Consider the following 22,372-nt stretch of genomic DNA (forward strand, 5'->3'; position numbering starts at 1 on the left):
ATAACCAAATCCTTCGTGAAGACGCCATAAAAAAAGCCGGATTTTATTTCCCGGCTTTCAAGATTATTTTTTCACGAACAATCCCCACTCATCTTCCACTTCGTCATCATCATTCCATGTCATAACTAACTGTTTTTTTTGGTTGGATGGCAAAGTAAATGTAAATGAACGTAACGACGATTGATATTGAAAAATATTTTTCAGGAACGCACATCATTCCCAAACCGCAACTTTTATTTTTTCATCGATCCACGACGCGAAATCAAATTGTTTATTGAGCGCTTCATGCTGTGCGGTCTTTGTTTCGGTACGAATTTCGGCAACATATTTTCTGAGCAGCGCACGTCTTTTTTTACTTATACTTCCTTCCGACAACAAACGAATTACTTCAAGAATCTTCATGTGTGTTGAAAATTGCCGCTCCTGTTGCAGGTAACGTTTCGCAGAACGCAAACGCGCATCAAAAAGAATATCGTGCGTTTCAAAAAGTAACAACAGGTAAAGCAAGCGCGTATTGATGGAAAGCTCTTTCCTCAAATGAATTTCTCTTTCCATATTGAGAATTTTATTCAGCCATTTTCCGCACGACTTGAAATTCCTTCCGCAGAAATCAATGACGGCGAGCATAAAAAAAAGATCATACAGTAACGGGCTGAAATGAAGATCGAGTTTGCGGATCTCCGTTTCCGTTCTTCTTGCATGATTCATTCCTTCGCGGATCCGGTTCGTTTTATAGAAGAAGAATAATTCACTTTCTGCTGTATTCACAAAAACAATTCTCGAAAGAGAAAGATTCCTTATTCTGTTCTGACTGAGAAATTGTTTTTGCTGCTGAATGATCTTTTCTGCTTCACTGAATTTTCCGAGCAGGAAAAAAACATTCACGATGTTGTTCATGTTCGTGTGATAGATGCCCGGCAGATCGCGGATGAATTGCGGCGCATCATCCATAATATTTTTTACCGCCATGAACGATTCGATTCGTTTCGACTGTTCTTTTTTGAGCGATGACAACAAACCGATACCCGAATGAAAATAATATTTTGTCCAGAAGCTGGTGATCTGAGAATGTGCCGGAAGATTTTTTCTCAGGTCCGCCTCCGCTTCCCGGATAAATGTTTTACCTGTGTTTCCTTTATCGATCGCGATCTGGATGTTGAAGGCGATCTGCATGAGCGTGGTTTGTATGCGCATCACTTCGAGAATACGCAGCTCCTCGCCAATCGCACGGTTCAGGTTCTTGTCGTCTTCGTCTTTAATGTGAAGCAGGATCTCCCAACGGAGAATGATCAGGAGAATGGAAAATTTTTCCAGGCTGTACGCTTCTTTCTTTGCGCGGTATATGAGCGTACGGCACTGGGCGTATAACCCACGCTGAAACAAAAGCTCAATGGAAGCGATGAACGAAGTATGCTGCGACAGAAAAGTTTTTTCACGATGGTATGCATTCAGACTTTCCAGCAGCAATTGATAGAGATAATTTTTTTCCGAAGGAAGATGACGGATAAAATTTGTTCCGGCAAATTCTTTTTTAATCGCCTCTTCATTGTAATTTTCCTGCCCGGCCATAGCATCGAACAAATGCATATAATTATTCTTTTCACCCACAATATGACGCGAGGCAAGAATGCGGAAATGCCTTTTTTCCGACATGCTCATGCTGCGGATCAGCTCGTGAAGATCGTGTTTGGGTCTCATGACGAATAAAACAGAAGTCCAAGAATAATTGGACCAATCGAAGATAAATAATAAATTAACAAAGAGAATGGTGATCCTGAAAAGTTAAAACAGAAGTCCAAGAATGAGCCATTTTATTACTTGCCGGCCTTGCCCCACAGACTATTTTTGACACGCATAAAAAAGAATAAAATTTTATAAAAATCCGATCATGAAAAAAATCAATAAATCACCGCGTCGTTTCATCACACTATTCACAGCGGTGCTGCTCGTTGTTACCGCAAAAGCTTTTGACTATGATGGAAATTCTGTATGGAATTCGGCGTGGGATAATGAAAAAGTTTTCACTGAGAACCGCGGACAATTCCCTGTGATCGGAACGAAAGATCCCAACGTGCTCTATGGTTATGACAATGGGAAAACGATGATCTATTTCCGACGCGATGGTTTCAGTTATGAGCTCATGACCAAGTCGCCGAAAGAGAACGATCGCCGTGAAGAATTTATGCGGGATGAAAATCACCAGGAGGAAGAGGGCGCTGCAAAATTCACGCACGAGAAGATCAATATTATTTTCCAGGATGCAAATACCAGTTCGGAATTAGTGGCGTCAGAAAAAGTTTCCTGGTACAGCAACTATGTGGTAAAGGATGGTGACAGGGAACATTCCATTGATGAGATCCCCGGTTTCACCAAACTCACTTACAAGGAAATTTATCCTCACATCGATATTGAATTTATTTTTCATTCTTCAGAAGGAATAAAATATTCCATCATCGTTCATCCCGGCGGCGATATCAGTAATGTGAAAATGGACTGGAACGGAATGAAAAAAATGGATCTCGAAGCAAGTGGTGATGTTCATGTACAGACAATGTTCGGTGAGATCGTGGATCACGCTCCTTCTACTTTTTATTCCGATGATCATTCTTCAGCGATCACATCTTCATTCGTGAAAAACGAAAAATCAATTTCATTTCAACTCGGCGATTATGATCATTCAAGGGCCATTGTCATCGATCCTTGGCAACTCACCTCCGGTCTTGGTTACGGAAATTCAAACAAAGTGTGGGAGTGTGAACATGATAATAATCTGAATTCTTATTTCTGGGGCGGCGATACCCCTTGCCGATTGAAAAAATATAACAACGCAGGAACCATTCAGTGGACTTACAATTCTCCATGGGACACAGCGAATTTCTGGATCGGAACTTTGATCACTGATAACAATGGTGTTTCTTATTGCAGCGGTGGATCGAACGGCGAGATCGCGAAAGTGAGTACAGCAGGAGCACAGGTGTGGTACAATAATCCGAATGGCTTTTTCGGGCCGATATTCGAATACTGGCACTTCGCATTCAACTGCGATCAGACGACTCTTGTCATTGGAGGAATGCGCGCATCAAATCCTCTTTCTACATCCACTTATCGCGGTGTAATCATCACCATAAATATGGGAAGTGGTGCGGTGACAGGATTTACCAATGTGGGATGGATAGCAGGACTGACGATCAAAGAAGCGCGTTCTATTTGTACTTGTCCGAGTGGCGGATATTATTTTCTTACGCTCGACTCGATCGGTTATGTGAATTCAGCGATCGTTCAGCAATGGAAATCGGTGAACGGATATAATTTCTCCTATGGAAATCCGAGTTATTCCATCCAGGGAAATATGGGAATGAGTGCTATTCGCGCCAATGGAAATTTCATTTACACGGTGAACGGATCGAACGTAGCGAAACGGAATACGGCGACCGGAGCTGTCATTGCAACTGCTGCAATTCCCGGAGGAATAAGTGCAAGTGGTTTTGGCGGAAATACTTTCGGTTGCAGCGGACTCGATCTAGATAGTTGCGGAAATGTTTACGTGGGATCAGGAACACAAATTGTAAAGTATGATGCAAACCTGAATCAACTTGCAACACAAGCTACACCCGGAGTGGTGTATGATGTTTCCGTTTCTAAATCAGGACAGGTTGTTGCCTGCGGAAACGGATGGATGGGAACGTATGCATTCGGAACCTGCAATCCCATGCAGGCCATTTGTATTTCTGCCGCGCTTTCTGCTTCTTCCACGCAGGTGAATGTAACGTGCAACGGGTCATGCAACGGTTCTGCAACTGCAATTCCCGCCGGAGGAACATCGCCGTACACTTACTCATGGTCACCAAGCGGTGGAACTGCCGCAACTGCAAATTCACTTTGTGCAGGAAATTACACGTGCACTATTACCGATGCAACTTCAGCTACAACAACGGTTTCTGTTGCTATCACTCAACCACCTGCAATAACAGCAACACAATCGCACACCAACATTTCCTGCAATGGCGGATGCAACGGAACAGCAACAGTGGTCGCAAGCGGCGGAACAGGAACTTACACTTATTCCTGGGCGCCCGCAGGTGGAACCGCTGCAACAGCAAATTCGCTTTGCGTTGGAACCTATACCTGCACCATCAGTTCTCCTGCAGGTTGTACTATAACACAAACATTCAGCATCACACAACCTGCTGCACTCGTTGCAACTGCGACTTCGCAAAACAACGTTTCCTGCAATGGCGGATCGAACGGAACCGCTTCCGTTTCGGTTTCCGGGGGAACAAGTGCCTATTCCTATAACTGGACACCGGGAAATCCTCCCGGCGACGGAACAGCAAGCGTGACCGGTTTGTCAAGCGGAACTTGGACCTGCACAGTTACCGATGCCAATGGTTGTACTACAACACAAACATTCAATATCACACAACCGACTGCGCTTACTGCAACCGCAACTTCCACACCAACAGGTTGCAGCTCGAACACGGGAACTGCAACTGCTTCTCCTTCGGGAGGAACAGGGCCTTATACTTATTCGTGGGCGCCGTCCGGCGGAACAGCAGCCACCGCAAATAATCTCGCTGCAGGCACATACACGTGTACGATCACGGATGCTAACGGATGCACGACCACTGCGAATGCAAGTGTTGCATCTTCATCGGGGCCAGCACTAACTGTTCAGTCGAGCAGCAACGTTTCCTGCAATGGAGGAACCAATGGATCAGCAACGATCAACGCAACCGGTAACGGACCGTTCACTTATAGTTGGGCGCCGGTTGGCGGAACCGCAGCAACTGCATCGGGACTCGCGGCAAATACTTACACCGTTACAGTGATCGATGCGAACGGATGTTCTTCCACGCAAACTGTTTCCATTACACAACCTACTGCAGTTTCCGGAACCACAACCACAACTCCTACAGGATGCGCTGCAAGCACAGGATCTGCAACGGTAACTGCAAGTGGCGGAACCGGATCTTACACCTATTCATGGGCTCCATCGGGCGGAACAGGATCAACTGCAAGTAATCTTCCGTCGGGCAACTATACGTGTACCATCACGGACGCGAACGGTTGCACAGGAACTGCGAATGCAAGTGTTTCTTCTTCGAGCGGGCCTGCTGTAACTCTGCAGTCGAGCAGTGATGTCAGTTGCAATGGAGGAGCCAATGGAAACGCAACCATGAATGCGACCGGAAGCGGGCCATTCTCTTACAGCTGGTCGCCGAGCGGGGGAACTGCTGCAACTGCAAATAATTTAACTCCGAACACTTACACTTGCCTGGTTACCGATGTCAATGGTTGTACTACAACACAAACCGTTGCCATCAATCAACCGGCCGCCATCACTTCTTCCACTTCCACAATTCCGGCTACCTGCGGAAATCCCGATGGAAGCGCAACAGTTACTGCAAATGGCGGAACGGGAGCGTACACGTACTCATGGGCGCCGAGTGGGGGAACTGCGGCAACAGCTTCCAACATTCCTGCTGGAAATTATACGGTAACAATCACTGATGCGAATGGATGCACGGCTTCAGCAAATGCAAGCGTTGCTAATACGGGAGGGCCAACCGTTACTTTACAATCAAGCAGCAACGTCACTTGTTTCGGAAGCGGAAACGGAACTGCAACAGTGAATGCGACCGGAAACAGTCCGTTCACTTATTCCTGGTCACCATCGGGAGGAACAGCCGCAACAGCAACCAGCCTCGCACCCGGTACGTACACGTGCGCGATCACGGATGCGAGCGGTTGTGTTACAACACAAACCGTCACAATTACAGAGCCAACGCAATTAGTTTCTAATCCCGCTTCTACGCCTGCTACCTGCAATACCAGCAACGGAACGGCTGATGCAGTCGCGAGCGGGGGCACTGGCCCGTACACGTACGTGTGGAGCAACTCGCAAACAACAGCAACACTCAGCAGTCTTGCCGGGGGAACTTATTCCGTAACCGTCACCGATGCGAATGGATGTACAACAACTTCTACAGTTGTTGTCGCGAATAACGGAGCTCCTGTCGTTACTGTTTCTTCTCAAACGGATGAATCCTGTTTCGGCGATAATGCAGGAAGCGCCACGGTGAATGCGACCGGAGGATCTTCCCCGTACACGTATGCGTGGTCGCCTGCGGGCGGAACTGCGGCAACTGCGAATGGACTCTCCGCTGGAACTTACACCGTTACGGTTACCGGAAGTGATGGTTGTGCTCAAACACAAACTGTCACTATTACTCAGCCATCGGCAATTTCGCTGGCAACTTCATCCGTTCCGGAAAATTGCGGAAGCGGAAACGGATCGGCAACTGTGAATGCAAGTGGAGGAACACCGGGTTTCACTTACTCATGGAGTAATTCCGGAACTACGGCAACGATCAGTAATCTTGCGGCCGGTTCTTATGCCGTAACGGTGACCGATGCGAATGGTTGTGTTGCAACACAAACCGTGTCCGTCGGTACAAGCGGAACCGCAACTGCCAATGCGGGCAACACGATAACGATCACCTCCGGACAAAGCACAACACTCACGGGCACAGGTAACGGAACTACATTCACGTGGAGTCCTCCTGCAGGATTGAGCTGCACCAGCTGCCCGGTCACTATTGCTTCTCCAACGGTAACCACCACTTACACACTCACCGTCGTGGATTCACTCGGATGCACCGCTACTGATACGGTTACGGTGTTCGTTGAAAATCCATGCGGAACTATCTGGGTGCCGAATGCTTTTTCTCCGAATGCAGATAATGAAAATGATATTCTTTACGTGAGAGGAAGTTGTGTTAAAGTAATGGACTTCGAAGTGTTCAACCGCTGGGGAGAAAAAGTTTTCACATCGAATGATGTTTCGAAAGGATGGGATGGAAAATGGCGCGATAAAGATTGCGAAGCTGCCGTGTTCACGTATTACCTGCGCGCCACACTCGACGACGGAACCGAAATTGAAAGACAGGGAAGTATTTCATTGGTGAAATAAATTCAAACCCATTCAGAAAAAAATAAAAAACAGTTCAGCATAAAATAAATTGAACATGAAAACAAAAAACATTTTTCTCATCGCCGGCCTTTTGTTCAGTGTCCTTACCCTGAACGCGCAGGATGTGCATTTCTCCCAACTAACGGAAACTCCGCTATTGCTGAATCCCGCGCAGGCCGGTTTATCTCACAACGCGATGGCCATCATCAATTACAAAGATCAGTGGAGAGCGGTGGGAAAACCGTACACCACCATCAACACGAGTTTCGATATGGCATTCATGAAAAAAGATAACGGCAGTCATCTCGGCGCGGGCATCGATGTGTATTCCGACAAAGCAGGAGATGCTGCGATGTCAACGACCACTGCGCAACTTCATCTTGCAGGAATTGTTGCGGCGAACGATCACAATTTATTTTCTGCAGGATTGTACGGCGGATTCGGTCAGCGCAGTTTGAATTATTCAAAATTAGAATGGGATAATCAGTACGACGGAACCGGATACGATCCTTCGCGTGCGTCGCTCGAGCCCACGACATTTGCGAATCATAATTATCTTGATCTCGGCGCAGGGCTCGCATGGTTTTACGGAGCAGGACATTCGACTTTGAGTTCGAATGATGCGCGCACGTTCAATCTCGGCGCAAGTCTGCAGCACATCAATCAACCGCTGTATAGTTTTTATGCGGCAACCAACCAGCATTTACCAATGAGAACTGTACTTTATGGCAATGCAGACATCGGTGTAAAAAATTACAACGTTGTACTCGAGCCGTCTTACATCGTGATGATACAGGCAGGCCATCATGAAATAAATGCGGGCATCATGTTTAAATACATCATGCAGGAAGCTTCGAAATATACGGGAAGAAAAAAACCGGCAGCATTTGTTTTCGGCGGCTATTATCGTTTCGGCGATGCGGTTTGCATTGCAGCGCGCTATGAATTTTCGAACTGGTCCATCGGTACGAGTTATGATGTGAATCTTTCTAATTTGAAAACAGTGAGCAACGCACGCGGCGGATTTGAAATTTCTCTTCGCTATATGAGTCCCGATCCATTCGGAAAAGGAACGACATCGCGGTTGTTTGATTGAGGAGGAGGGATTTTTCAATTTTGCGAATATTAATTGAGTCTGATCAATTGTTGTAACTTGTGAATATGAAGCGGGGAAGAATAAAATTCAGCAAACACTCGAAAAGAAGTTTGGGGATATTTTTTTTGTTGGTTTCAATTTTTTCTTCCTCATTCTCCGCACCAATTTTTTCTTAACCCCGATTAATATGAAAACGCAAAAATTAATTCACGGTATCGGATTTATTTATTTTCTCTCCATTTTCTTCTCATCCGGACTAAATGCTCAAAACTGGGGCGATCCTATTTTAACTGAAACTTCAATTGGAACAGGTGGGAGCACCGGAACATATTCTTCGATGAAAATTGTGAATGGTAATCCGGCAATTTCATATTACGATCAACAGCATTTTAACCTGATGTACATGCGGGCGAATGATGCAACAGGTTCAACATGGGCGTCCCCCGTTTGTCTTGATCGGAAAGGGTATGTCGGCAAGTATAATTCCTTGAATATTGTCAATGGAAATCCAGCTGTTTCTTTCTATGACTTTACCAATGGCAATTTAAAATTTGCACGTGCATTAGATATCAATGGAACAAACTGGAATTTGCCGGTTGCAATTGATATAGGAGGAGATGTTGGCCAATATACTTCTCTGCTGATAGTAAATGGAAACCCTGCAATTTCTTATTACGATGTTACCAATGGCAATTTAAAATACATCCGGGCTTCAGATCCTGATGGCAACAGTTGGAACGCTCCTGTTACAATTGATTTTACAGGAAATGTGGGAACCTATACCTCTATGCAGATTGCAAATGGTGATCCGGCAATTTCATACAATGATGTGACAAACGGAAATTTGAAATATGTCCGATCCAGCGACGCATCTGGTGCAGTTTGGGCGGCACCCGTTTCAGTTGATGTTGCGGGCATTGTTGGATCGTTTAATTCTCTTCAGATTGTAAATGGCAATCCGGCAATTTCCTATTACGATGCGACCAATTATAATTTGAAATATGTTCACGCTTCTGATGCCAGCGGTTCTATATGGTCTGCCCCGATCAATATTGATAGCATGGGCGATGTAGGAGAATATTCATCATTGCAAATAGTAAATGGTAATCCTGCGATTTCATATTATGATCCTACCAATTATAATTTAAAATATATAAGGGCAAACAATGCTTCTGGTACTTCATGGTCCGGAGCTGCAGCGATAGATATTCCCGGAGATGTCGGACAATATACTTCGCTCATGATTGTAAATGGAAATCCTTCCATTTCCTATTACGATCTGACGAACGGAAATCTCAAGTATATAAGATCAAATGATGCAAATGGATCAACCTGGTCGCCGCCGCTTATGTTTGATGCTTCTGCGGATCTCGGAGCCTATACCTCTGCGCAAATCGTAAATGGTAATCCGGGAATCGCATATCAGGATTGGACCAATGGAGATTTGAAATTTGTAAGAGCGAATGACGCTTACGGTTCAGTATGGGGTACGCCGGTTACAATTGATGTTACAGGAAATGTAGGCTGGTTTATTTCTATGCAGATCGTCAATGGTAATCCGGCAATATCTTACTACGATATGACTTTAGGAAATTTAAATTACGTGAGAGCACTGGATGCTTCCGGGTTGACATGGCCAACGCCAACTACTGTTGATTTTTCCGGCGATGTAGGTGCTTATTCTTCACTTGAAGTCGTTAATGGTAATCCTGCAATTTCATATTATAATCAAACAAATTCAGATTTAAAATATGTTCGGGCATTGGATCCTTCCGGATCATCATGGGGTGCGCCAATGTCCATTGATGTTACAGGAGCGATCGGAACTTATACTTCAATGAAAGTTGTAAACGGAAATCCTGCAATTAGTTATTATGATGTTACGTATGGTGATCTGAAATATATTCGCGCAACGAATCCTTCCGGAACAGCGTGGGCTGCTCCATTGTTACTGGATGTTACCGGAAACGTAGGAGAATTTTCTGCGCTTCAGATAGTAAAGGGCAATCCTGCGATTTCTTATTGGGATATTACCAATAAACAAGTAAAATACATTCGGGCTACTGATGCTTCGGGCACTACCTGGGGGCCGGCGGTCGTTGTCGATCCGGGTATATGGGAAGGACAAACTTCCTCTTTGCAAGTGGTGAATGGTTATCCCGCAGTTTCTTATTATGATTATAATATTTATGATCTGAAATATGTTCGCGCTTTGGATTCAACAGGAGTCTCCTGGGGTACGCCGGTGAAGCTGGATACAATTGAAGGTACCGGCGAATTTTCATCAATGGTACTAATCGGCAATGATGTAGGAATCGGTTATTATAATCGCTCCGAAGGATTTCCATATTTTATTTTGGGCACTCAGTGTCTTAATCCAACAGTTCCTGTACTTTCTGCAAATCCTTCTTCAGTTTGTCCTGGTGGAAATACAACATTGACCGCAAATGGCACATTGAACGGCGCAACGAACTGGCAATGGTACAGCGATTCGTGTGGCGGAACTCCAATTGGAAGTGGCGTAATGATTTCTGTTTCTCCAACGGTAACAACAATTTATCACGCAAGGGGAGAAGGCGGTTGTGCATTTCCAGGACTTTGCGGAAGTATTTCTGTAACCGTTAATACTGTTGATACTTCAGTTACAATTTCTTATTCAACTTTAATATCAAATGCTTCAAGCGCAACGTACCAATGGATCGATTGCAATAACGGAAATGCCCCGATTCCAGGGGCAACAAACCAAAGTTACCTTGCAATAATAGATGGGAGCTACGCAGTGATCGTAACGCAGAATTCATGTACTGATACTTCTACATGTTATGCCATGATCAATACAGGAATAATTCCAACAAGCAAAAAAACAGATTTAACAATCTATCCTAATCCAACAGAAGATAATATTTTCATCCAGTCAAAAAATCTTGAAGCAAGCCGTGCAGTGATTTCTGTAACGGATGTAACCGGCAGAATTTTATTCACGAAAAATTTTGAATCTCCGAATGGAGAATTAAACACGCAGATAGACATGAGCAATTTCTCTTCGGGAATTTATTTTGTGCAATTGAAAGCGGGGGATAAAATTTATTCTGCAAAAGTGGTGCGGGAATAATCTACAGTCTTCACAAGTGTGGCAAATTAATTTATTGTTAATCTTCCCCAAATTCATTCTCATCTCTTAAGTAATTTTTAGAATAGTAGGGAAACTATCGCGCGTGCATAAGCGTTACATCTCAAACACCCTGTATCTTTTTTCTTCCTGTGCGTTATTCACTCACCAGCTTAAAACCTATAAGCATGATGCAACGCTACTTTACCAACACCCTCCCGAATGAAACGCTTCACCTGGTGTTTGCTCGCTGTCCTCTTTTTCTCGGGCTGCGATCGCAAATGGCAAAGCACGATCATCAAAAAAAGATTGTACATGGACGGATATTATGTGCACACCCCGTCGAAACGATTTTCGAAAAAATACGCTTACGTTAAACCTGCTCCTTACCCGACTGCCAATCTTATTTTCCGTGAATATGATCTGGCCATTGATTCGCTGAAACGCGATTCTGCTTTTGCCGATGTGCAACCCGATTCTGTGAATGTGAATTCACTCCCCGATTCTGTGATCACTTACCTTATTCCCGATTCGGTCGTGAATACAGTTTACACATATTTCATTCCGGTTCCTTTTCCTGATACGATGCAAACCGGTTACGCTTCTTCATTCGGAGTTTACAGCAACAGCGTTCCGTACCCGTTTTATTTTGTGATCACCGACAGCATTCCGCGCCGCGATACCGTACACGTGCATTACGCCATCGCATACATTCCCCCGCGCGACACGAGCGTGATGATGCAGCCCGATCGTGATTCTTTACTCGCACAGAATTTTCCAACTGACAGTTCCATTGCAGAAATTCCGTGTGATACCATTCTCATTCAGCCCGCGAAAAAAGATTCTGTTGTTGCAACTTATGTTCCCGACACTATTCACAATGTTTTACTCTCATTGGTAAATCGTGCTTTCCCGACTCCGCGTTTGCGGAAAAATTATCCCGGTGGAATTCCGGGAGCGTATGCACAGGTGGGTTTGATCGGCGGGCCGGAATCGTACGGGCTTCCTGTTGCTTTCGGATCTTTCGATGCGGGATTCGGTTTTCGTTACGAATGGAAAGTAAAAAAGAAAACACATTTGATTTTCGACGCGGGATATCGTTTTAATAAATTTAAAATCGATCAGAACAAACCGAAAATATTTCCGCTCACAGAAAATGTTCATCATAAAGAACATCTTTCGATCAGCGATCTCGGCGGCGCAATTTGCGCAAGGAGAATCATCAACACAGCAGACACTGCAAAAGTGAAATGGATCGATGTCGGATTTTACGGTGATATGACCGCACGCAGCGCAAACACGTACACGGATGTAGAGTATAATCTTGTGACCGCCGATAAAAGTCATTCCAACACGCGCCTCACCGGGTTGCGTTTTCTCGATCCGTTCGATTACGGTGTAACCGCAAGAGTGGGCAATGATAATTTCGCAGTTGTCGCTACGTACCGGATCAGCGGATTAATAAAAAATTCATTTGTGAATGGAAACGGCGCCGATCTTCCGCGATTCATGATCGGGATTGAGATACATACTTTTTGTGGAGATGAGGAGCAGTAGGAGAAGGCAGTAAGCAGAAGGCAGGAGCCGATCAGTTCACCACCAGTTTCCCATTGGAGAGAACAACAGTGCCGGAAGTAATGCGATAGAGATAACTTCCATCAGCAAGTTCGTTCCGGTTCACATGGAATGTTCCGTCAATAGAACTTTGCGTACGAATCAGTTTCCCCGTAAGATCGAAAATGTTCAATTGCAAGGGTTGTGTTATAGCATAACCACTCACCGTGATCGTGGTCGCTTCACTAAATGGATTTGGAACAGCAGAAACAATTGCATTCTCCACGGAATTATTTTTTATTCCCACGCTTCCGGCATACACAAACATCCCGTCGGTAGTCGGGCTCACGTTCCAGCCGCCTGACCAACCCGTTGAAGAATTCAGGAACATCACTGCGCCGTGATCAACGAGATCATCAAAATCATTCCACGTTACGCCATTGTCAAGCGAATAAGCAGACCCACCTTGTCCGCCGAAAAATTCTGTGGTCACATAAAATCCATTCCCACCGGGAGGCGCATAACACATCCATCCGTCGCGGAGATTCCCGGTAAAGTTCACATTGTTCCATGTAGCGCCGCCGTCGGTGGTACTCATGAGAACTCCGCCATCTTCCACTAAGCCGTTGTTTGCATCTTTAAATGCCATGCTTGTAATTCCCTGCAAACCGGTAGAAGCAACGGTCCAGTTCATTCCTTTGTCAATGGATTTGTAAACTCTTCCGGAATCTGTTGCGAACCAAATTGTATTTCCCACAACAGAAAAAACATTATCGAGTCCATATTCCAATTGCAGATTCGCCGGAATATTTCCTTGCGGCACGCGCGACCAGTTTGTTCCACCATCGACCGTTGTATAAAATTCCCAATAGCCGGTATTCGAATCACCGAGGCAAACTCCTTCGTTCGCATTCCAGAAATGAATTGCATCCACCCAACCGTTCGGCAGAATGAATGCGCCGTTATTCTGCTGTGTCCAGTTTGCACCACCATCCACTGTTTTATAAATTCTTCCGCCACCATTATTCCAGTCGGCCACCGCAACAAATGCAGTGCTTGCATCCACGCCGGAAATATTTGAGATGTTGAAATTTGCATTGGGGCCGCTTACTGTACCGGCGGTCCACGTGGTTCCTCCATTCACTGTCATCGTAAAATCGAGTGAAGGATTATTGTAAGAAGAATCGAATGCGGCGGCCCAAACTGTATTTGCATCTACGATGGAAATACAATTGATGCCTGTTGCTGTATTGGGGAAACTGGAGTTCTGAATATTCCATTGGGCATTCAAAGCACAAACAGAAAAAGAAATTCCGTAAAGGAGGGTAATTGTTTTTTTCATGAGGGAAGATTAATGATAATACAGATATACCAATTACAAATGTACGAATAGCAAGACAGCCAATAAAAGTAATCATCCGTAATCTGTATATCTGTAATCTTCCCTTTACTTGTCTTCCTTCACTTCTTTTCCTCTCACCTGGCGGAAATAATCGCGGTCGTTGAGAAATTCATTCGAGTAGGTATCGTATTCTACAATTGCAACCGGAAGATCGCCGATGGTATTGCCGTGGTCTTTGAGCGAAACCAATTCGATCTCAAAATCGAAAGTATGTTTCATGAACGATTCTCCTTCGGGAACATGCGTGTCAATAAGTACCACGCGGTCGAGAAAACCTTCTTTTGTATAACGGATGCAGTAGTTGCAATCGTAATTGAGCATCACGAAAGTTTTGTTTTCTTCCGTAACGATGAACGTGTCAACCGGAATTCCTTCTTCGTAAACGATCATGGAATAATCGCTCACTTTTTCCCCATTGTAAGTGAGAAAAGAAGAGATCTCAAGATTTTTTTCTTTGCGTGCGGCGTTCGCACTGAGCAGGGTGATGCTGAACAGGAAGGTGAAGAGGAGTTTTGTTTTCATGGCGGTTGGGTTTGATGAAACAAAACTATTTCACTGCTGCGCCATGGTAAAACCCGCTGCAGGAAAAGATTTACGGATGTAAGGTTTCGGATGGTTTTGTAAAGGGAGGAGATATTATTTACCGCCGGCCTTTCCCTTCTTCACTCTCATCTTCTTTTTCCACTTCATGTGTCTTTTTATTTTCCAGGTTCACATAATATTCTTCAGTTCCTTTTTTCACGTGCGCTTCTCCATTGGTGCATGACCATGCAAGATCATATTCAAACGGAATAATCGTTTTACCGGTGATGTCAATGAATCCCCATTTTCCGTTGAGCTTCACCGAAGCCAGTTGTTCTGAAAAAGAATTTGCCGCTGCATATTGAATGGGAATAACAACTTCTCCTGCCGGATTGATGAAACCATAAAGCCCGTTTTTTTGTACCCATGCAAGTCCGCATGAAAAATCATCGGCCTGATCGTAATCTGCAGCGATCACAAATTTTCCTGTCGTGTCGATGAAGCCGTATTTTCCCGAAACGGAAACGCGTGCAATTCCATTGGAGAATAGTGACGCGTCATCAAACTGAAGGGGGATGGAAATATTTCCTGAGAAATTGATGAATCCTCTTTTATTTTCAGACACGACAATTGCAAATCCATCTTTGAATTCACTGCCGGCTTCATACTTTGCATCCACAATAATTTTTCCCGTGGAATTCTTATAACCGCATTTTCCATTCACGTAAAATCGCTGCGGCTGCTGTGCTTCCATTTCAAATGAAGCGAAAAATAAAAACAGGAAACAGAAAATAGTTTTCATGAAATTCTTTTTAATCAATGATGGGACTCGATATTTGCCGATAGAACTGTTGGTACAGGAACGGATTCGGATTCACGAAACGAAGTGTGATCTCGATGCCGCCTCTGGCGCTGCTTGCTGCACGCAGTGGGGAAATATTCACATCGTAACTCACACCGATCGCGTATTTGGAATATTCAAGCAGCGAGCAAACTGCAATGGCATCTTTCGCACGATAAAAAGCGCCGAGTGAAAATGCCGCACCCTTTTCAAAACCCGTGTACTTACTGTCCTGTTTTAATTTGTAACGCACCAGCCATCCTGCAAAAATTTCCTGCGCGGGCCCCTGCCGGTAATACATGAATCCCGGGAGAACAGCAATGTTCGAATTCGGAATACTGATGACCGCGTTGCCATGCACCACGTATTTCATGTAAAGATTTTCAGGATTGCCATAAAAAGAATAAGCGGAATGCTGCGGATGAAAAAATGCAACTCCTCCTGTGAAGCGCAGGTCATGATTGTCTGTCACTTTGATATCGCCGGAAGTATTATTGAAATTATATACGACACCACCACTGAGATCAAAGCGTGAAAAAGTTGTTCCGCCATTGGGCTCACCATTGGGAAGTGATCCGTCGTAATTGCTTCCGTTGAATTGGTTTCCCCACGTAAGATCGGAATAACTGATACTGCGCTGAAAAAATCCGGCTTGCAATCCACCGCCAATCGTGTTATACTTATTGAGGAAAACATGATAAGCAAAAGTAAAATTTGCCTGCGTGGTTGTCATTTTTGAATCGCCCGATTTGTCGCTGAAAAAATTCACACCGGCAGCACAGAAACCTTTTTTTGCTTTTTTCTTATTCAGCCGCATGTCGTAGGAGAAAGCCATCGTGCGATAAGGAGAATTGCTTACACTCTGCCACTGATCTTTGTAATTCACGATCGCCTGCATGTCGTGATGCAATCCTGCGAGCGAAGGATTCTGCGTGAGCGGTGTGAGGTAGAATTGCGAGAAATGAATATCCTGTGCAAAAGAAAACAGCGGCAGAATAAAAGCTGCAGCGGCAGTAAAAAATATTTGTTTCATTTTCATTTCAGCGGATGAGTGAAATATTTCCCTGTTTAGTGACTGTTTCGCCGGTAAGTAATGTTGCCTGCAGGTAATAGACGAATACGGCAGTGTTCATGGGTTCACCGCGGAAAGTTCCGTCCCAGCATTTTCCCGGCTGATCGGTTTCAAAAACTTTTTCTCCCCAGCGATCGTAAATGGAAAAGTCGAGTGTCTGAATGCATCTTCCATAAACACATTCGTAATCATTCTGCCCGTCCCCATTGGGAGAAAATGCCTTTGGCACAAAAACTTCCCCGCAATTTTCATTTACATAAACCGTTACGCTGTCCACACTCGTGCATCCATTCGCATCAGTGGTGGTCACATAATAAGTCGTGGTCTGCACCGGACTTGCGGTTGTGTTCTGGCACAACGTGCAACTCAACCCTGTTGGCGGACTCCAGGAATAAGAATTTCCATTGCCCGAAGCGCTGAGTATCGTTGAATTCCCGATGAGAATAGTATCGTCAATTCCTGCATTCACCGTTGGAAGCGGAAGAACGATCACGTGAATAGAATCGGAAACAGGACAGGGGCCGTTGAAAACATTCACGACATAAGTGGAATCGAAAGGAGGATGAACGAGAATGGCGGCAGTGTTCTGCCCGTTGTTCCAGGTATAATTTGTTCCCCCGGCTGCTGTGAGCAATGTTGCCTCGCCAATGCAAATGACCGTATCACCGGTGATGGATGGAACCGGGGACTGGAAAACGGATACATTGAAGAAGGTTGTATCAGAACACAACCCGTTCGAAACGATCACCGAAAATACAGAATTGGCAGCCGGAGTCACATTCACCGAAGAAGAAGTGGATCCTGTACTCCACGTGTACGTTCCGCCTCCCGTTGCGGTGAGCGTGGTCGATCCCCCGACACAAATACTGTCTGTGCCGGTAATGTTTGCGACAGGAGAAGGATTTACGACGATACTCATGAAAGCAGTATCGGTGCAATTTCCATTGGAGACTACAACAGAATAAGTGGTGTTCACCAACGGTGATACAGTGACCGGCGCAGTGGTAGCGCCCGTGCTCCATGCGTACGTGCCCCCGCCCGAAGCCGTGAGCGTGGTCGCGCTGCCCGCGCAAATGGTATCATTGCCCGTGATGCCCGCAGTGGGAACAGGAAAAACAGTGAGTGTGAAATAAGAAGTGTCTGAAGTTGTGCTGTTCGATGCGATGAGTGTAACGGTGTAAGTTCCCGGTGTGTTGTAAGTGTGAGATGGATTTGTTTGTGTTGAAGTTTGTGTGTCGCCGAAATCCCATGAATAACTTGTAGCGCCCGTACTTGTATTAATAAAATTTGAAATGAACGGTGCGCATCCATTCGCCGCACTGAAAGAAGAAACAAGTGCGAGCGAGCACGTATTTGGTGTGCAACCGGTTGTGTCGGGAACAAAACGCCAGAGATCATTGTAAGCCGTGGGGCCAAAAACTCCGCTGCCACCGAATAACCAGAGTTCTCCATTGAGCGCTTTGAATGCAACAGATCCTGCGCGCGCGTTCGGATGATTGGCAGCAGCGGCAACGGTTTGTGTTCCCCATACGCCGACTGAATTCGGAGTAGAAACTCCACTCACAAATGCCCACTGATTTGTTTGCACATTGTAATACCACATGTCGCCGAAGGTGGTGGAGAAACTTCCGCCCTGCGCGCCACCATACAACCAGAAATTTCCGCAGCGGTCAGTCCAGCATGCGCGCGTTTCATTGCGCGAATCAGGATCGTTCGACGCGGCCTGCACACATTGCGCACTTAAACTTCCTGCTGCGTTCGCTGTATTCGATCCGTGCATCCATGTCCATTCATTCGCAGCAACATTGTATCGCCAAAGATCATTGAACGTATTCGTGTTCACATCCGATCCGCCGAAGAACCAGAGATCTCCATTTGCATCTTTCCATTTTGAATAAGCAGATCGCGCAGGAGGATCATTCGTTGGAGCAGCAACACCAATGCTTCCATAATTTCCGGGAGAGCTCACCACATTTGCACCGCGCATCCAAGTCCACATATTCGTACTCACATTGTATCTCCACATATCATTTAAATTTCCGAACGAGGGAGAAAAAGTAATTCCGCCGAAGAGAAAAAGATCTCCGTTGTTGTCGGTCCACGTTGCTGCAGTTTCATAACGGCTCGGCGGAACATTTGCAGCAGCAGCTACGAGTTGTGTTCCGTAAACTCCGGGTTGATTATTTATGTTCGGCCCGTTCATCCACGTCCACATATTCGTAGTGATGTCGTATTTCCACAGATCATTCATGTTGCCGAAATTTCCTGCACCGTCGTAACCTTGACCGCCGAGGAGCCACAAATTATTCTGCGCATCCACCCACGTTGCCATTCCCCAACTTCTTGCGCCGGGAAAATTTCCTGGTGCAGGTATGCCTTGCGTTCCGTACACGCCGGCGTTGAGTGCAGCTTGCGGGCCTTTCATCCACGTCCACATTCCGGAAGCGTAATTGTATTTCCACAACGCGCCATGTTCGTTGTGGCCATTGTCGAGTCCGCCGAAGAGCCAGAAATTTCCCTGCTGATCGGTCCATTCTCCCGCTTCATACAAAGCAGGAGGATCATTGGCAGGTGCAGCCACACCTATAGTTCCGAAATTTCCGGGAGAGCCACTCGAGTTGGTTCCGTGCATCCACGTCCACCATCCTTGCTGCGAATACAGCGAGTTGCAAAAAAGAATTGATATGAACAGGAGCCGTATGTTCATGCCGCAAAAGTATTTCTGCGGGCTATGCGGGCTGGGGAATTAAGGTTTTATTATTGGACATTGAAAAAGCATGATTTATACAAAAAATAAAAATATACCAATGAATTACCCAACGTTTAATAATTAATTATTGGATATTGATCTTGATAAATTCACCTTATTTCCAGGTTGAAAAAACAGTTTCCTCTATTTCTTTCCATTCCCCGTTCTCAAAATATTTATTGGTGAAGGTTTTGTGATCAGGATGGTAGATGAATTCATATTCGAGGGTTCCATCGCGATACAACACACGCAGCGAGTCATAAGGGAATCCGAATTTATTATAATCAGATTCACTCAACGCATCGATCATACTGTTGTGATAAGTGTTGCTGTCGCCCGGAGGTTTGTAAAATCCTTCCGAATGCAAATGTCCGTCGTCATACCATTCGCAGACATGGCCGTAAAAAATTCCATCGGAAACATCGGCTTCGAATTCTTTGATGGAATCATTGTACCATTCAGTAAGATGGCCTTTTCCTTTTGTCACTACGTGTTCACCTCTGGTGTTGATGTATTCATTCACATAAAGTATTTCCTCATTCCATCGGACAGGTGAATGTTCGATTCGGATATCGCCTTGCATGTAAACCGAACTGTCGCTTCTGAATAGTTGAATGGATCCGCTTCCGTCATTGTAGCGCTTGCGTAATTGCTGCAAACTTCCTCCCGGCCCTTCATAATTATAATAAGAAGTGACCGAGTCGTTAAATTCTGTTCGGTAAAATAATGATCCGTTATTTTCATATTGCAGGGAAATTTTTCTTTTACCGGTGCTGTCGTAGTAATCACGCGACCTGATATGTCCGTTCAAATAATCGTCCTGCCAGCCAGATTCTGCATTATTCCTGTAGCGTGAAATTTCTTTCAGCGTTTTTCCGTCTTCACTAAACATATACATGCTGTCGAGATTCCCATTATGATAAAAATCAGATTCATAAATCGTCCTCGGAGTTTTTACAGTATCGGGATCAACAGAAAAAGAGATCTCATCATAATAAAAATCAATGCGGCCTTCCAATTTCCCATTCACAAAATTCTGTTTCGATCCATAATATGCATAAAGCGAACCGTGTTTTTTCTCGTATGCAGCCATCTCATCAAGTAAAGCGTCATACTGAAAATTCTCAACATACGTTTTCAGTTTCTTTTTGAGATGTGCATCTTTTTCGTAAATCCCGATTGGACGGCAGCGATCGCAGAGGTAAGAACTTCCGTAAGTGCAGATGAAATAATATTCGCCGGGAGAAAAAGAAGAGCCGCAGGGATCTTCGGGAGCGCACGTAACCGAAAATGTTGCATCGCTGTCGGGAACTCCTTTGTAAATTTTATAAGCCACGAATTTTGCAAGATGCGAATCGTGGGATTCCGATTTCTCACGATCGATCTCCGTAAATGAAATGCACTTGCCTATGAAAATATATTTCTGTCCGTCGAACTCCGATTTTGAAAAATAAGAAGGCCCGCTGCAGGAACAGGCAACAGAGTTTTGCATTTGAAAAAAAACTGCAAGGAACAAACAGATCCAATGGTAATTTTCAGTGGAAGAAAAAGATCGTAGGCGCATTGCAACCGGATTAGGGTGTAACTAAGTTATGATTTCCGCTGGAAAGATCTTTGTGACCGATGAACTATCTTTGCTAGCGACTTCAGTCCATGAAATATTTTTCTTTTTTATTTTTTTTTCTCTGCTGTGGAATGAAATTTCCGCAGGAAAAATATCTTTCTGTTTGCCCTATGGAAGAAAGTGATCTGCACCGGCTGGGATTGAAAGGAAAAATTATCAGCATCCGGGAGATCGAATACATCACGTTCGACACCGGCCAGCTTGCGCGGAGAAATTATAACGGAGACATTACGGATGACCGCATCACGTATTACGATTCACTCGGCTATGAAACAGGCGGGCGGGAATTTGAAAAAACAGGACTGATAAAATCGGAATCAAAAATTACACGGAACGAGAGGATGTACAAAACAGAAGATAAAAAAACAGATGTGAAGGGGCGGATTCTCGATCTGTGGACTTCTGTATATGATGATAGTTGCCGTCTTGGAATGCAAAAGGAATTCGGCCCGGGAAATATTCTACTGAAGAGTTATGCCCGCTTGTACCCGGATTCAAATAAAATATTCGATACTGAATTTGATTCGAAAGGAAATATCACGGGTGTTTCTGTTTATGAATATGATACCCCGCATCTGAAAAGTGATACGAAAATTTACGATTCAAAAATGAAGATAACTGATTCAGCTTATTTCATTGGCAGCAATGACAAGCGGACCGATCGTGGCTATTTTTATTACGTTGACAGCACGCGGAATTTTACGCTGTTCGATTCCACCAATGTGCGAGGGGATGAAGTGGTAAAGAATTTTTACCATTCCAATGGAACGCTTGAGTACGGGTATGTGTACGTGTACGTGTATGACACGCGCGGGAACTGGATCAAAAAAACGGAGATCCGCAATGTGGATAAATCGGTTTTTGTAACGCGGAGAATTATCGTTTACGGGGAATAGGAAATTTTACAGCGCAATGATCTTATTCATCGTATTCCAGTTCCGCGTTGTAGATTGAACTTTTAATTTTTTCTCAATCGTGGAGTTTGACAATTTTGTCTGGCCATAGGTTTTCGGAGGAAAAAGCAGGTAAGCGGTTGTCCCTTTTATTTCAAAGCATTCTTCCTTTGCACGGTAAGCATCGAGCAAAGAAATATTTTCTTTCGACGGAATTCCCGACAGCATGGAAACATACAAGTGCATTCCCTCCATTTTTTTTGTGAATGGATTTTCACCAATGATTTTTTTTATTTCAGGAATGGTTTTTAAAAACACGAGTACTTCGTAGCTGAGATTTTTCTTCAGCGCAGTTTCTGTTTTTTTCTTCAGTTTTGTTACATCAGTTTCATTCGTTTCGAAGATCACATTCCCGCTCTGGATATAAGTGGAAATATTTTTTAAGCCGGGTAATGCGAAGATCTTTTTCAGTTCTTCCATTTTCACCACGCGCCCGCCCACATTCACCGCGCGCAGGAAAGCAATGTATTTTGTCAT

13 protein-coding genes are annotated in these 22,372 nt (G+C 44.7%); 5 read left to right on the forward strand and 8 right to left on the reverse strand.

Features of this window, described 5'->3' with window-relative positions:
- Positions 1-213 precede the first annotated feature (213 nt).
- A complete protein-coding gene (locus HY064_06545) occupies positions 214-1,698 on the reverse strand; it encodes a hypothetical protein (GenBank protein ID MBI3510304.1) in 1,485 nt (494 codons plus the stop codon).
- Positions 1,699-1,888: 190 nt separating this feature from the next.
- On the opposite strand from HY064_06545, the gene HY064_06550 reads away from it, so the two are divergent.
- The 4 genes from HY064_06550 to HY064_06565 all read left to right on the forward strand — a co-directional run bounded on the left by HY064_06550 (position 1,889) and on the right by HY064_06565 (position 12,735).
- Positions 1,889-6,973, forward strand: a complete 5,085-nt coding sequence (locus HY064_06550) for a gliding motility-associated C-terminal domain-containing protein (protein ID MBI3510305.1) — start codon at positions 1,889-1,891, stop codon at positions 6,971-6,973.
- Between the two features lie 55 nt (positions 6,974-7,028).
- Positions 7,029-8,069, forward strand: a complete 1,041-nt coding sequence (locus HY064_06555) for a PorP/SprF family type IX secretion system membrane protein (GenBank protein MBI3510306.1) — start codon at positions 7,029-7,031, stop codon at positions 8,067-8,069.
- 187 nt (positions 8,070-8,256) lie between these two features.
- Positions 8,257-11,181, forward strand: coding sequence for a T9SS type A sorting domain-containing protein (locus HY064_06560; GenBank protein ID MBI3510307.1), 2,925 nt, complete (start codon positions 8,257-8,259; stop codon positions 11,179-11,181).
- A 219-nt stretch (positions 11,182-11,400) separates the two neighbouring features.
- Positions 11,401-12,735 (forward strand): hypothetical protein, encoded by a 1,335-nt coding sequence (locus tag HY064_06565; protein MBI3510308.1) that lies wholly within the window; start codon positions 11,401-11,403, stop codon positions 12,733-12,735.
- A 31-nt stretch (positions 12,736-12,766) separates the two neighbouring features.
- On the opposite strand, the gene HY064_06570 is transcribed toward HY064_06565, so the two are convergent.
- The 6 genes from HY064_06570 to HY064_06595 all read right to left on the reverse strand — a co-directional run bounded on the left by HY064_06570 (position 12,767) and on the right by HY064_06595 (position 20,810).
- Positions 12,767-14,074 (reverse strand): T9SS type A sorting domain-containing protein, encoded by a 1,308-nt coding sequence (locus tag HY064_06570; protein ID MBI3510309.1) that lies wholly within the window; start codon positions 14,072-14,074, stop codon positions 12,767-12,769.
- Between the two features lie 105 nt (positions 14,075-14,179).
- On the reverse strand, positions 14,180-14,656 hold the full coding sequence (locus HY064_06575; protein ID MBI3510310.1) for a hypothetical protein: 477 nt from the start codon (positions 14,654-14,656) through the stop codon (positions 14,180-14,182).
- Positions 14,657-14,774: 118 nt separating this feature from the next.
- Positions 14,775-15,458, reverse strand: coding sequence for a WG repeat-containing protein (locus HY064_06580; protein ID MBI3510311.1), 684 nt, complete (start codon positions 15,456-15,458; stop codon positions 14,775-14,777).
- Between the two features lie 10 nt (positions 15,459-15,468).
- Positions 15,469-16,530 carry a PorP/SprF family type IX secretion system membrane protein gene (locus HY064_06585; protein ID MBI3510312.1) on the reverse strand — a complete coding sequence of 354 codons (1,062 nt, stop codon included), beginning with the start codon at positions 16,528-16,530 and terminating at the stop codon, positions 15,469-15,471.
- Between the two features lie 7 nt (positions 16,531-16,537).
- Positions 16,538-19,276, reverse strand: a complete 2,739-nt coding sequence (locus tag HY064_06590; protein MBI3510313.1) for a gliding motility-associated C-terminal domain-containing protein — start codon at positions 19,274-19,276, stop codon at positions 16,538-16,540.
- 157 nt (positions 19,277-19,433) lie between these two features.
- Entirely contained in the window at positions 19,434-20,810 is a 1,377-nt protein-coding gene (locus HY064_06595) for a hypothetical protein (GenBank protein ID MBI3510314.1), read from the reverse strand.
- A gap of 203 nt (positions 20,811-21,013) precedes the next feature.
- Between HY064_06595 and HY064_06600 the strand changes: the two genes are divergently transcribed.
- Complete coding sequence (locus tag HY064_06600) at positions 21,014-21,838, forward strand: hypothetical protein (protein ID MBI3510315.1); 825 nt, start codon at positions 21,014-21,016, stop codon at positions 21,836-21,838.
- 6 nt (positions 21,839-21,844) lie between these two features.
- On the opposite strand, the gene HY064_06605 is transcribed toward HY064_06600, so the two are convergent.
- Entirely contained in the window at positions 21,845-22,372 is a 528-nt protein-coding gene (locus HY064_06605; protein ID MBI3510316.1) for a DUF1697 domain-containing protein, read from the reverse strand.

The organism is Bacteroidota bacterium (assembly GCA_016194975.1).
Lineage (GTDB): Bacteria > Bacteroidota > Bacteroidia > Palsa-965 > Palsa-965.